The sequence below is a fragment of the Coprococcus sp. AF102-57 genome (assembly GCF_027686195.1).
Taxonomy (GTDB): Bacteria; Bacillota; Clostridia; order Lachnospirales; family Lachnospiraceae; genus Allocoprococcus; species Allocoprococcus comes.
The window spans coordinates 61,682-74,670 of the sequence record NZ_JAQCSY010000016.1; the positions used below are offsets into that span (position 1 = coordinate 61,682).

The window sequence follows — 12,989 nt, forward strand, 5'->3', positions numbered from 1 at the left end:
GGAAAAGATGAACAGGGAAAGGATGGACAATTATGTTTAGAATTGGAATGCTTACCAGTGGTGGGGATTGTCAGGCACTGAACGCAGCCATGCGAGGTGTTGTAAAAGGACTTTGTTCAAAACGAAACGATGTGGAAATTTATGGATTTCAAGATGGTTATAAGGGACTGATATATTCAAATTTTGATATGCTGACATCCAAGGATTTTTCGGGAATACTGACGATGGGTGGAACAATCCTCGGAACATCCAGACAGCCGTTTAAACTGATGCGCGTACCTGGACCGGATGGGATCGATAAGGTCGAAGCGATGAAGCATACTTATCACAAGTTGAACCTGAACTGCCTGGTAGTACTGGGAGGAAATGGAACACATAAGACTGCGAATCTGTTAAGAGAAGAAGGACTGAATGTGATTACACTTCCGAAGACGATCGACAACGATCTGTGGGGAACAGATATGACATTTGGCTTTCAGAGTGCGGTAGATATCGCAACGGAAGCAATTGACAGAATCCATACAACTGCAACTTCACACAGCCGTGTATTTATTGTAGAGGTTATGGGGCATAAAGTAGGATGGGTAACACTTCATGCCGGAATCGCAGGCGGAGCAGATATTATTCTTCTCCCGGAGATCCCGTATGATGTGGATAACGTAGTGCGTGCGATCAAGAGCCGTACAGAGGCAGGAAAGCATTTTACGATCATCGCGGTTGCAGAAGGCGCGATCACAAAAGAAGATGCAGCCCTTCCGAAGAAAAAATTAAAAGAAAAACAGGAAAAGAAGGGCTATCCGTCTGTGGCATATGAGCTTGCAGAGAAGATCCAGAACCGTATGGATCAGGAGGTTCGTATCACAGTGCCGGGACATACGCAGAGAGGTGGAAGCCCGTGTCCGTATGACCGTGTGCTTGCAACCAGACTTGGAGCAGCAGCAGCAGACCTGATCTTAAAAGAGGACTACGGATATATGGTAGGAATCAAGAACGGCAACATCCGCAAGGTTCCGCTTGGAGAGGTTGCCGGAAAGCTGAAGATGGTAGATCCGAAAGCGGATATCATCAAAGAAGCCAAGATTGTCGGAATCAGTTTTGGTGATGAGTAAAGGAGTAATTTAACATGTCATATACTGCCCTGTATCGTAAATTCCGTCCTGCGGAATTTGAAGACGTAAAAGGACAAGATCATATTATCACAACGCTGAAGAATCAGATAAAGGCGGACAGAATCGGACATGCATATCTGTTCTGTGGCACAAGAGGAACCGGAAAGACAACAGTAGCGAAGATTTTTGCAAAGGCAGTCAATTGCGAGCATCCGGTAGACGGAAGTCCCTGTGGGGAATGTACCATGTGCAAAAATATTGCAGCCGGTACTTCCATGAACGTCATTGAGATCGATGCGGCTTCCAACAACGGTGTGGACAATATCCGTGAGATCAGGGAAGAGGTATCCTACCGTCCGACGGAGGGAAGATATAAGGTGTATATCATCGATGAGGTGCATATGCTTTCAATAGGTGCATTTAATGCTCTGTTAAAGACTTTGGAGGAACCCCCAGAATATGTAATCTTTATCCTTGCAACGACAGAGGCACATAAGATTCCGATCACGATTTTATCCAGATGCCAGCGCTACGATTTCAAGCGTATTACGATCGATACGATCGCAGCGCGGTTGGATGAACTGATGAAAAAAGAACAAGTTGAGGTGGAAGAAAAAGCAATCCGCTATATTGCGAAAGCGGCGGACGGATCCATGCGAGATGCCCTAAGTCTTCTGGATCAGTGCATTGCGTTTTACCTCGGACAGAAGCTGACCTACGATCATGTTCTTGAGGTTCTTGGCGCGGTGGATACGGATGTGTTCAGCCGGCTTCTCAGACAGATCATCAGCCAGGATGTGGGAAAGGTACTTGCTACCGTAGAAGAGCTTGTGATGCAGGGAAGAGAACTGACGCAGCTTGCGGCAGATTTTACCTGGTATCTGCGCAACCTTCTTCTGGTGAAGACTTCGGATAATATGGAAGATGTGCTGGATGTATCGACGGAGAATCTGGCGCAGCTGAAAGAGGAAGCACAGATGATCGAATCCGGGGTGCTGCTCCGGTATATCCGTATTTTTTCCGAGCTGACAAATCAGCTCAAATACGCAACACAGAAAAGAGTGCTTCTGGAAGTAACACTGATCAAGCTTTGCAAACCGCAGATGGAGAGTACGAAGGATAGTCTTCTGGACCGGATCCGTGCACTGGAAAAACAGGTAGAAGAAGGAAGTTTTGCAGTTGCGCAGCCGCAGGAGAGGGTTGTTTATGTAAATGGTGAAGCACCGAAGCCACAGTCAAAACCGCAGCTTCCGAAAGCACTGAAGGAAGATGTAAAGCAGGTGACATCCAATTTCCGGAAGATTGCAAACGAAGCATCAGGAATGCTTAGAGGCTATCTGAAGCAAGCAAGACTCAGCGTGGACAATCAGGACAGACTTCTGATCGTTCTGCCGGATGAGATCAGCGCCAGCGTGGTAGGAAGCGAAGAACATAAGCAGGAATTAAAAGATCTGATTGAGAAAAAAATCGGCAAGACTGTGGAGATTGATGTGCGTCAGCTGGAGAACGGACGCCATTTTGAAGACAGTTTTGTGGATATAGAAAAAGTGATCAATATGGAGATCACGATTGAAGATGAATAATAATTAGGAGGATTTATAGTTATGGCAAAAAGAGGAGGATTTCCAGGAGGCGGAATGCCGGGAAATATGGCAAATTTAATGAAGCAGGCTCAGAAGATGCAGAAGCAGATGGAAGAGCAGGCAAAAGAGATGGAAGAGAAAAGTTTTACAGCAACTGCAGGCGGCGGAGCTGTAGAAGTGACCGTAAGCGGTAAAAAAGAAGTCCAGAAAGTAAAACTTCAGGAAGAAGTTGTGGATCCGGATGATGTAGAGATGCTGGAAGACCTGATCATGGCAGCAGTCAATGAAGCACTTCGTCAGGTCGATGAGGCAAATACTTCCGCTATGAGCAAGCTGACTGGCGGACTTGGCGGAATGCCGGGAATGTTCTAGAACGGGAGTGTAAAAGATGGATTATTACAGCAGTCAGATCAGTAAACTGATCGAAGAATTATCAAGACTGCCTGGTATCGGAGCAAAGTCAGCCGGAAGGCTGGCTTTTCATATCATTAATATGCCGAAGGAACAGGTAGAACAGCTTGCAGCGACACTGGTAGATGCAAGAAATAATGTAAGATACTGCAAGCAATGCTGCACGCTTACTGACAAAGAATTATGCCCAATCTGTGCCAGCGAGGAGCGGGATCATAAGACGATCATGGTTGTGGAAAATTCCCGAGATCTTGCAGCTTATGAAAAGACTGGAAAATATAACGGTGTGTACCATGTACTTCATGGCGCAATTTCCCCGATGCTTGGGATCGGACCTGGAGATATCCGGCTAAAAGAGCTGATGGAGCGTCTTCAGGGGGATGTGGATGAAGTGATCATCGCAACCAATTCCAGCCTGGAAGGGGAGACTACTGCGATGTATATCAGCAAACTGATCAAGCCGACAGGAATCAAGGTCAGCCGGATCGCAAGTGGCGTGCCGGTCGGCGGCGATCTGGAATATATTGATGAAGTGACGCTTCTGCGTGCACTGGAAGGACGTACAGCACTTTAGGTGACTTAACGTAACTTAAGGACTGCGAGGAGTGCCGGAAACGTATGCATTTGAAAGAAGTAAAGATATGAGAAAGAAGAAAGTAACCTCTTCGGATATCGCACATGCGGCAGGTGTGTCGCAGGCAACGGTATCCATGATCCTGAATAAAAAATATAATGTATCATTTTCAAAAGAAACGATCCGTAAAGTGGAACAGATCGCAGAAGAGATGGGATACGAAGTACCGAAAAGAAAGACACGCAGAGAAAGCAGGAAAGAAAAACTGATTGTCGTATTTTGTTCCAACCTCACGAACCCTTATTATGTTATGTTGCTTCAGGGGATTGAATCCCGTGCAAAGGAGCAGGGATATGGACTGTTTGTGTGCAATACCCAGAGGGATCTGAAGATGGAGGAGCGGTATCTCAGGATGATGCATGAGCTGAAACCGCTTGGCATTATCTATACCTGCAATCCAAGCCATTGTTTTATGGATACGATAGAAGAGTTGGCAGAAAAAATTCCGATCGTAATTATCAATAACCAGAATGAGCATCTGAATGTAGATGCAGTGGAACTGGATAATTCCAAACTCGGAAGGATGATGGCAAAGCATCTTCTGGATCTGGGGCATCGGAAAGTAGCGTATATTGCGCCACCTCTTACAACCAGACAGAAGCAGCGATCCAAAAGGGTGGAAGGATTTCTGAAAGAATTTGATGCTGTTGGATTAAAAGGCAATGTGATCATCAAGGCAGCAAATGAGTCGATCGATATGAGCATCCCGAATATCGATTCGGAGTATAAGATCGGATATGATCTGACGAAAGAGCTTTTGAGAGAGCATAATGATATTACTGCGATCGTCGGATTAAATGATATGATCGCATTTGGAATCCTGGATGCACTTCACGAAGAAAAATATAAAGTTCCGGCAGATATTTCCGTAATGGGATGTGATAATACACTGTTTGCGAAGATGCATAAGGTGTCGCTGACAACGATCGAGCATTTTGTCGTTTTCAAAGGGCGGGATGCCTGTGATATCATTATGAAAAAGATTCTTTCTCAGAACAGCCAGTATTCAGAGATCCAGCCGATCAGCACCTACCATGTAGAATATGAACCTCGTCTGATCGTTCGTGGAACGACGTCTTATGCGAAAACAAAAAAAGGGAAAAATTAGTTTAAATTCAAAAAATATTAGTAATATTTCATAGTTTATGTCTCTGAAAACGCTATAAAATAAAGAATTATCCAAAAACGGTATCAAAAAATTACTAATAAAATAGTTAATATTAACGTGAAAAATTACTAATAAAAACATATGGCTATTGACCTGTCAGAGTAAATTGCGATATAATTTAACCAAGTCAGGCAATCAGATAAAAAGAGAGATTCCTGATAACGGGAAATACGAATTTTCATGTTCATAAGGAGGAAAACGAAATGAGATTTTTCATCGACACAGCAAATGTGGAAGACATTAAAAAAGCTAACGATATGGGAGTTATCTGCGGAGTTACAACAAATCCGTCACTGATCGCAAAAGAGGGACGTGATTTTAAAGAAGTTATCGCAGAGATCGCATCTATCGTAGACGGACCGATCAGTGGAGAAGTAAAAGCAACAACTACTGATGCAGAAGGTATGATTGCAGAAGGTAGAGAAATCGCTAAGATCCATCCGAACATGGTAGTTAAAATTCCGATGACTGTAGAAGGACTGAAAGCTTGTAAAGCTCTTACAACTGAAGGAATCAAGACAAATGTAACACTAGTATTTACAGCAAACCAGGCACTTCTTGCAGCAAGAGCAGGGGCTACATATGTATCGCCGTTCCTTGGACGTCTGGATGATATTTCTGTACGTGGAACAGAACTGATCGAAGAAATCGCTGAGATGTTTGCAGCGGCCGGAGATATTAAGACACAGATCATCTGCGCGAGCGTCCGTAACCCAATGCACGTTACAGAATGTGCACTTGCAGGTGCTGATATTGCAACTGTTCCTTACAAAGTAATTGAACAGATGACACATCATCCGCTTACAGATGCTGGTATCGCAAAATTCCAGGCTGATTACAAAGCAGTATTCGGAGAATAAAATTTACAATCGGAATAATTTACTGTCGGAAGAGCACCAATCTGCGCTTCCGACAAAGTGACTAAAAATAAACTATTTCAGGAGGCATATTTTCATGAACAAGTCAGAACTTATGAAAACTGCAAATGAAATCCGTAAGAGCATCGTGACAGCAGTACACGCTGCCAAATCCGGACATCCGGGCGGATCTCTGTCAGCAGCAGACATCTACACATATTTATATTTTGAAGAGTTAAATATCGATCCTAAGGATCCTAAGAAAGCAGACCGCGACCGTTTCGTTCTTTCCAAAGGACATACAGCTCCGGGATATTATTCTGCACTGGCACACAGAGGATTCTTCCCTGTAGAAGACCTCAAGACACTTCGTCATACAGGATCTTACCTTCAGGGACATCCGGATATGAAGCACATCCCGGGTGTTGATATGTCAAGCGGATCTCTGGGACAGGGAATCTCAGCAGCAGTAGGTATGGCTATTTCTGCAAAATTGAGTAATGATGACTATCGTGTATACACACTTCTCGGAGATGGAGAAATTCAGGAAGGACAGGTTTGGGAAGCTTCTATGTTAGCAGGCTTCAGAAAACTGGACAATCTGGTAGTAATTGTAGATAATAACAACCTTCAGATTGACGGACGTATTGATGAAGTTAACTCACCATACCCGATCGACAAGAAATTTGAAGCATTTAACTTCCACGTAATCAATATCGATGGACATGATTTTGATCAGATTGCAGCTGCTTTCAAAGAAGCAAAAGAAACAAAAGGAATGCCGACAGCTATTATTGCCAAGACCATAAAAGGTAAAGGTGTTTCTTTCATGGAAGACCAGGCTGGATGGCATGGAAAAGCTCCGAATGATGAAGAATACAAGATCGCTATGGAAGATTTAGAGAAAGCAGGTGAAGCATTATGTCAGAAGTAAAGAAAATCGCAACAAGAGAAAGCTATGGTAATGCTTTAGTTGAACTTGGGAAACTGCATGATGATGTAGTAGTACTTGATGCTGACCTTGCCGGAGCTACAAAGACAGGAATGTTTAAGAAAGCATTCCCGGAAAGATTTATCGACTGTGGTATCGCAGAAGGCAACATGATCGGAGTTGCAGCTGGTATCGCTACAACAGGCAAAGTTCCGTTTGCAAGTACATTTGCAATGTTCGCAGCAGGACGTGCATTCGAACAGGTTCGTAACTCTGTCGGATATCCGAAGAACAATGTTAAGATCGGTGCTACACATGCAGGTATTTCCGTTGGTGAAGATGGTGCTACCCATCAGTGCAACGAAGATATCGCTCTTATGAGAACAATCCCAGGTATGGTAGTGATCAGCCCGGCAGATGATGTAGAAGCAAGAGCAGCTGTATTTGCAGCATATGAACATCAGGGACCGGTATATATGCGTTTCGGAAGACTTGCAGTGCCGGTAATCAATGATAATCCGGATTATAAGTTCGAGATCGGAAAAGGAATCGTACTTCGCGAAGGTAAAGATGTAACAATCGTTGCAACAGGACTTGAAGTGAGCGAATCTCTTGCAGCAGCTGAAAAGCTTGCAGCAGACGGAATCGATGCGAAAGTAATCAATATCCATACGATCAAACCTATTGATGAAGAACTTATTGTTGCAGCAGCAAAAGAGACAGGAAAAGTTGTTACCGTAGAAGAACATTCTGTCATCGGTGGACTTGGAAGTGCTGTATGTGATGTGCTTTCTGAAAAACTTCCTACACCTGTTCTGAAGATTGGTGTTATGGATACGTTCGGGGAATCTGGTCCGGCAGTTGAACTGATCAAGAAATACGGACTTGATGCAGACAGCATCTGCGAAAAAGTAAAAGCATTTGTAAAATAATAAAAAAGGATTCTGAGAATCTATAATAAAAATGCCAGAACCGGTGTAAATCGGGACTGGCATTTTTGTTATGGATGAAAGTTCTTGATCCGCTGTGGGAGTGAGAAGGATACAGCACCAGACCAGTGGCACTATAACCAGTTATATTTTGAGAGTGGCATATTTCCCGTTCTAGGAAAATATTTTCCGTATAATACAGCTTACAAGTCCAATTCCGCATAATGGAAGAAGGATTCCTTTCAGACTTCCATACAGCTGCAGACCGCCGGCAAGACCGGTCAGTGGTGATGGAGAAGAAGGAATCAGATTCCAGAACATTCCGGCAGCAATTACAGTTATACCGATGAACAGGAAAGAGAAAAGCCCCCGTCCGGTATCGACACGCTTTGTTCCCCTGCCTCCATAAGCACATGGTCCGGTCAGCGCCCACAGGAAGAAAATAATCTCCATAATCAGCAGAAATGCTGCGACGCCAAGGAAGGCACCGAGCGTATAATTCTTGGCATTTACCGCTGTGGCAAGTGAACCATATACCGGATAACAGCTCCAGAAATTCTTGAAAATATTAAATGCAATTACGGCGATCATCAGAAGCGTTACGCCACGGGCTCCGGTCTGCAGGAGTTTGCCGGTTATTTTTGCGCCGGTCTGCACGGTCTTTTTCACCGGAGTGGTGATGATCGAAGCGGATGGAGTGGAACGCTTTTTCCCCGAAGCTTTTGAACTGCCGTTTCCAGAGTTTCCGGAAGTACGTTTCCGGGCTTTTTTAGACCGCTCCTTTCGTGAATTCTCTGAAGGATCTTCGGTGGAAGAGTGTTCCTTCTTTTTTACTTCCTCGCTTTTGTTGGTTTTATTTACATCTCTTTGAGATTTCTTTTTACGCCTTTTTACGGTATCCCGATCCGGTACGTCATCCAGATCAATGATATCAAAGTCAGTATCGTCTGACAGGTCTTCATAAATCTGTTTCATGTTACAATCAGCCTCCTCATTTTTGTTTCGCCCTATTTTATACCAGGAATTTGAAAGAAACAATATGAATCACAGAAACATCACAAAATCATAAGGAATTCTTTAGAAAAGAATGAGGTGGAACAAAAGAAATTTTGGTATACTTAAAGTATGCCGGGAAAAGGAACACGGCAGAAAAAAGAGGGGAACCAGAATGGAAAAATTACAGAAAACGATAACTGAATTAAATGATAAATTAAAAAAGAAAAATAAAACACCGGAGGAGCAGGATGAAGAATTTGAACAGTTTTATGAATGCATCAAAGATATTGCAACCCATCCGGTAGTGCTGAGAATGAAGCTTTATCCGCATCATGGAGTGACAAACTGTTATCAGCACTGTCTTCATGTTTCTTACTATAATTATATCTGGTGTAAGGCACTTGGACTGGATGCAAGGTCAGCAGCGCGTGCGGGAATGCTGCATGATTTGTTTTTGTACGACTGGCATACCCATGCAAAGCGGACAGGGGATCATTTTCATGGGATGACGCATCCGAAAAGAGCGCTCATGAACGCAGAGAAATTTTTTGATCTGAATAGCATCGAACGGGATATTATCATCAACCATATGTGGCCGGTCACACTTTTTTCTGTGCCACGGACAAAAGAAGGATGGATTACGACACTTGCTGACAAGTATTGCGGCAGTTTTGAGACTGCACAGCGGAAGGAGAGCGATCCGGTAAAGAAAAAACGGGGAATGGACAGGATTGTCGAACGATTTTCCTATTTAGTAGACACAAAGCGATAAAAAGTGTGCTTTCTATATGATACGATAGCCTAAACTACAAAATATGCAGAATGAGGTGAGAGTATTATGGAAAACAAATTTCCAAAAAATGTACGTCAGATAGGAAATGTGAGTGATACTCCGAAGATTTACGTGGAAGATTATGTAGATACATTTCTGAATCAGATTTGTGATAAAGCAGATAAGGAACAGGCAGGTGCATTTCTGGTCGGTAAAAAAGAAGTAACAGAAGGTCAGGAGTGTCTCTATATTTTTGGCGCGATCTGCATGGAATTTTCCGATGATGAAAATGAAATCATTTCACAGGAGAATTTTGAAAAAGCAGAGCAGGAGAAAAAGGAATATTTTGAAGAGGGTACGATGATTGGCTGGATGCTCTGCAGACCGGGCGCGCGAATGGTGATAGATACGAAGATATTCAATACCCATGAAAAATATTTTTCCGAAAGAAATACTATTTTTATATTAAAAGATAATGCAGAGGTGGAAGAACAGTATTATTGTTACAAATATAAAGAGCTGATGCAGATTGGCGGGCATTATGTTTATTATGAAAAAAATGCTGCAATGCAGAGTTATATGATTACGGCACGGAAAAAGATTGGCGTGACACCCAGCGAAGTTGTGGAAGATAAGGCTGCAAAAGATTTTCGCAACCTTGTAAAAGAAAGATTTGAGGCGCAGGAGCAGAAGAAAACTTCCAGGCTGACATACGTGGCGAGCGTGTTTCTGGTAATTGTGGTTCTGATTATGGGCGTGACAACCCTGAACAATTATGGGAAAATGAAAAGTGTCCAGTCATCCCTGGAATTTATACGTAATTCGATCATGAAGCAGGGCGAAGAAAAAACGCAGAAAACCAGTGGCACAGTAAAAGAAGCAAATGAGCAACAAAATGAGAATACCGTTCAGTCAGAGCAGACGAATGATCCGCAGACAGAGGAACAGCAGGATCCGATGCCACAGCAGGGAGAGGGCTCTGATTCTGCTTCGACAGAGGAAGAAAAGGTCGATGATTCTTCGATGAGCGCAATGCAGGAAATGAGTGAAGATATTTATATTGTAGAAAAAGGCGATACGCTAGCCAAAATCAGCAAGAAAGTATACGGGGATAGTGGACATGTAGATGCGATCTGCAGAATGAACGGGTTGTCGGACGGAAACCTGATTTTTATCGGACAGAAATTGATTCTGCCGTAGTTTTCTGTACATATGAATAAAAACTGTGGTATACTAACAACAAACTAACGACAGGAAAAGGACAGGTTATGGATGTGATAGTAAAGGTACGTGATCCGGACGAAAACCTGGAAGAGAAGATAAAGGCGTACAAAGTAAAAAAGAGAATAAAGACGGCGGTAACGATTTTGGCGTTTGTGTTTGCACTGATCAGCAGCTATCTGCTTGTGAAATTGCAGACATATACAAGCTTACGGACTCTGCAAAGCTATAAAAATAAAGAGACAGAATCAAGTGATCTGAAATATTTGCAATATGCAGACGGAATGCTCAAATATGGACGGGATGGAATTGCGTATATCAATAAAAAAGGTGTAGAGCAGTGGAACCAGTCTTATCAGATTAAGGATCCGGTTATCAATGTGTCGGGAAAAGCGATGGCGGTCGCAGAGCGCGGTGGAAATGATATTTATGTTATGGATGAAAAAGGCGCGAAGGGAGAAATCCATACGAATTATCCGATCGAGAAGATAGCTGTTGCGGAAAATGGAATTGTCAGTACGATTTTAAATAACGAAAATTCACCAATGGTTGTGTGCTATGATGCGACAGGAAATGTACTGGTAGAGCACAGAGCTTCACTTACCGGAACCGGATACCCGATTGGAATCGCACTTTCGCCGAACGGAACGAGACTTCAGATTTCATATTTGTGTGTAGCGGATGGTGTCGAGGCAACAAGAGTCGGATACCTGAATTTTGATAATACAGAAGAAGCAAACAAAGAATATCAGGTTGCTGATGATGTTTACAAAAACACAATTGTTCCGACTTCGTTTTTTATAGATGAGAAGAAGTCTGTACTGGTCGGAGATCAGTCGTTTATGATCTATAAGGAAACGGACAAGCCGAAGCTTTCTAAAACAGTAAAGCTGGATAAGCAGATTAAAAGCTTTTTCCATGACGATGAATATCTTGGGTTCATACTGAAAGAAGAAAGCGGAGAATATGAGCTTCGCCTGTATGATATGGAAGGAAATCAGAAATTATCTAAAACATTTACCGGGGAATATGGAAATGTAAAGATTGCAGATGGAAATGTTATCATGTATGATGGGACTTCTTGCCTGATTTATTCCAAGCTTGGTGTGAAGCAATTTGAAGGAACGACAGAATATGAGATAAAAGAAGTAATTCCGGTTTTCGGAATCAATAAGTACCTGGTGATGAATGCAGACGGACTTGCAGAGGTACGGCTTGTAAAATAGGAGTAGAGTATGGAAGTAAATATTTTATTGGTAATTGTCGGGGGCATTATAGCAATAGGAGCCATTGTAGGATTTGCCAAAGGTGCTGTCAGGATTGCTGTATCGCTTGGGGCGACGATCCTTACACTGGCGGTTGTGTATTTTGCAACGCCGTATGTCAGCAAGGCAATTTATTCGCTTACACCGATTGATGAGATGGTAGAACAGCAGTGTATAAAAACGATGACAAAAGCCTTCACGGGAGAAGCGGATACAAATTCGGGATTTACGGAAGAGCAGGTACGGGGAATCCTCTCGGCGGCAGGTGTATCTGAGCAGACATTGGAAGCAGCAGGAATTACCGTGGAAGATATTGTAAATGGTAATGTGTCAGATGAGATGCTGCAGCAGTATGGAATTTCACCCGATATCTTCGATGGACATGTGTCAACGGAAGAGGCAGAGCAGTCGATCATGGAGGCTGAGGTTCCAAAGCAAATGCAGATAGTGGCAATCGAGGGGGCAGATCTTCCGGATGTATTTAAGAATCTTCTTCTGGAAAATAATAACAGTGAAGTTTATCAGAAGCTTGGGGTAACGACATTTGCGGAATATGTAAGCAAATATTTTGCAAAGCTGGTTATCGAGATTGTCGCGTTTCTGGTAACATTCCTGTTTGCAACCATTGTGATAAGAGCAGTTGTGTTTGCGCTTGATTTTGTGACAGCACTTCCGGTTCTGGGAATTCTGAACAGGCTGGCAGGAGTTCTGGTAGGGTCGACGATTTCATTTATTATAGTAGGGATCCTGTTTATTGTAATTACGCTTCTGTATACAACAACGATAGGAAAGCAGGCAATGGGAATGATCAGAGAAGATCAGATCCTTAGTTTTTTATATGATAATAATATAATTATGAAAATTGCAACAATGTTGAGATAAAAGGCTTGACAATAGAAACTGATAATGGTATTATAAAAATCTGTCACGGAAAAGTGATGGATTTTTATTTATAATAAGGGATGTAAGGTAGCCTTTGAAAATAAAAATAAAAACCTCAAAAAATGTGTTGACAAAACAAAATACACATGATATTATATAGAGGTTGTCGCTGATAAAAATAAAAAGCGACAAAAAAATAATTTAAAAAAAGTTGTTGACAAACATGAAACA

General features: G+C 42.6%; 13 protein-coding genes. 12 read left to right on the forward strand and 1 reads right to left on the reverse strand.

Annotated features, from left to right (window positions below):
* Positions 1-32 precede the first annotated feature (32 nt).
* The 8 genes from PGZ10_RS11150 to PGZ10_RS11185 all read left to right on the forward strand — a co-directional run bounded on the left by PGZ10_RS11150 (position 33) and on the right by PGZ10_RS11185 (position 7,625).
* Positions 33-1,109, forward strand: a complete 1,077-nt coding sequence (locus PGZ10_RS11150; protein WP_173826298.1) for a 6-phosphofructokinase — start codon at positions 33-35, stop codon at positions 1,107-1,109.
* A 14-nt stretch (positions 1,110-1,123) separates the two neighbouring features.
* Positions 1,124-2,692: a DNA polymerase III subunit gamma/tau gene (gene dnaX, locus PGZ10_RS11155; RefSeq protein ID WP_270541465.1), complete on the forward strand. Its 1,569-nt coding sequence runs from the start codon at positions 1,124-1,126 to the stop codon at positions 2,690-2,692.
* A gap of 21 nt (positions 2,693-2,713) precedes the next feature.
* Positions 2,714-3,064 (forward strand): YbaB/EbfC family nucleoid-associated protein, encoded by a 351-nt coding sequence (locus PGZ10_RS11160; protein ID WP_022220696.1) that lies wholly within the window; start codon positions 2,714-2,716, stop codon positions 3,062-3,064.
* A 16-nt stretch (positions 3,065-3,080) separates the two neighbouring features.
* Positions 3,081-3,677: a recombination mediator RecR gene (gene recR / locus PGZ10_RS11165; protein WP_008370967.1), complete on the forward strand. Its 597-nt coding sequence runs from the start codon at positions 3,081-3,083 to the stop codon at positions 3,675-3,677.
* Positions 3,678-3,744: 67 nt separating this feature from the next.
* Complete coding sequence (locus tag PGZ10_RS11170; RefSeq protein ID WP_195255219.1) at positions 3,745-4,845, forward strand: LacI family DNA-binding transcriptional regulator; 1,101 nt, start codon at positions 3,745-3,747, stop codon at positions 4,843-4,845.
* Between the two features lie 263 nt (positions 4,846-5,108).
* Positions 5,109-5,765: a fructose-6-phosphate aldolase gene (gene fsa / locus PGZ10_RS11175; RefSeq protein WP_270541466.1), complete on the forward strand. Its 657-nt coding sequence runs from the start codon at positions 5,109-5,111 to the stop codon at positions 5,763-5,765.
* Between the two features lie 94 nt (positions 5,766-5,859).
* Complete coding sequence (locus tag PGZ10_RS11180) at positions 5,860-6,696, forward strand: transketolase (protein WP_055158468.1); 837 nt, start codon at positions 5,860-5,862, stop codon at positions 6,694-6,696.
* The gene (locus PGZ10_RS11185) at positions 6,684-7,625 is read left to right on the forward strand and encodes a transketolase family protein (RefSeq protein ID WP_022220697.1); all 942 of its coding nucleotides are present in this window, start codon (positions 6,684-6,686) and stop codon (positions 7,623-7,625) included. The genes PGZ10_RS11180 and PGZ10_RS11185 overlap by 13 nt, the downstream gene beginning before the upstream one ends.
* Before the next feature lie 171 nt (positions 7,626-7,796).
* Here PGZ10_RS11185 and PGZ10_RS11190 read toward each other — a convergent pair whose 3' ends face one another.
* Positions 7,797-8,597: a hypothetical protein gene (locus PGZ10_RS11190; protein WP_270541467.1), complete on the reverse strand. Its 801-nt coding sequence runs from the start codon at positions 8,595-8,597 to the stop codon at positions 7,797-7,799.
* 193 nt (positions 8,598-8,790) lie between these two features.
* On the opposite strand from PGZ10_RS11190, the gene PGZ10_RS11195 reads away from it, so the two are divergent.
* From PGZ10_RS11195 to PGZ10_RS11210, 4 genes are all read left to right on the forward strand, one after another.
* Complete coding sequence (locus PGZ10_RS11195; RefSeq protein ID WP_022220699.1) at positions 8,791-9,390, forward strand: HD domain-containing protein; 600 nt, start codon at positions 8,791-8,793, stop codon at positions 9,388-9,390.
* Positions 9,391-9,456: 66 nt separating this feature from the next.
* On the forward strand, positions 9,457-10,590 hold the full coding sequence (locus PGZ10_RS11200; protein WP_118199587.1) for a LysM peptidoglycan-binding domain-containing protein: 1,134 nt from the start codon (positions 9,457-9,459) through the stop codon (positions 10,588-10,590).
* 68 nt (positions 10,591-10,658) lie between these two features.
* Positions 10,659-11,837, forward strand: a complete 1,179-nt coding sequence (locus PGZ10_RS11205; protein WP_118199588.1) for a DUF5711 family protein — start codon at positions 10,659-10,661, stop codon at positions 11,835-11,837.
* 9 nt (positions 11,838-11,846) lie between these two features.
* The gene (locus tag PGZ10_RS11210) at positions 11,847-12,758 is read left to right on the forward strand and encodes a CvpA family protein (protein ID WP_008370946.1); all 912 of its coding nucleotides are present in this window, start codon (positions 11,847-11,849) and stop codon (positions 12,756-12,758) included.
* The last annotated feature ends 231 nt before the right edge of the window (positions 12,759-12,989 follow it).

Bases quoted from the DNA above. Each gene is read 5' to 3' on its own strand.
- PGZ10_RS11150 (WP_173826298.1), top strand. From the start codon at position 33: ATGTTTAGAATTGGAATGCTTACCAGTGGTGGGGATTGTCAGGCACTG.
- dnaX (WP_270541465.1), top strand. From the start codon at position 1,124: ATGTCATATACTGCCCTGTATCGTAAATTCCGTCCTGCGGAATTTGAA.
- PGZ10_RS11160 (WP_022220696.1), top strand. From the start codon at position 2,714: ATGGCAAAAAGAGGAGGATTTCCAGGAGGCGGAATGCCGGGAAATATG.
- recR (WP_008370967.1), top strand. From the start codon at position 3,081: ATGGATTATTACAGCAGTCAGATCAGTAAACTGATCGAAGAATTATCA.
- PGZ10_RS11170 (WP_195255219.1), top strand. From the start codon at position 3,745: ATGAGAAAGAAGAAAGTAACCTCTTCGGATATCGCACATGCGGCAGGT.
- fsa (WP_270541466.1), top strand. From the start codon at position 5,109: ATGAGATTTTTCATCGACACAGCAAATGTGGAAGACATTAAAAAAGCT.
- PGZ10_RS11180 (WP_055158468.1), top strand. From the start codon at position 5,860: ATGAACAAGTCAGAACTTATGAAAACTGCAAATGAAATCCGTAAGAGC.
- PGZ10_RS11185 (WP_022220697.1), top strand. From the start codon at position 6,684: ATGTCAGAAGTAAAGAAAATCGCAACAAGAGAAAGCTATGGTAATGCT.
- PGZ10_RS11190 (WP_270541467.1), bottom strand. From the start codon at position 8,597: ATGAAACAGATTTATGAAGACCTGTCAGACGATACTGACTTTGATATC.
- PGZ10_RS11195 (WP_022220699.1), top strand. From the start codon at position 8,791: ATGGAAAAATTACAGAAAACGATAACTGAATTAAATGATAAATTAAAA.
- PGZ10_RS11200 (WP_118199587.1), top strand. From the start codon at position 9,457: ATGGAAAACAAATTTCCAAAAAATGTACGTCAGATAGGAAATGTGAGT.
- PGZ10_RS11205 (WP_118199588.1), top strand. From the start codon at position 10,659: ATGGATGTGATAGTAAAGGTACGTGATCCGGACGAAAACCTGGAAGAG.
- PGZ10_RS11210 (WP_008370946.1), top strand. From the start codon at position 11,847: ATGGAAGTAAATATTTTATTGGTAATTGTCGGGGGCATTATAGCAATA.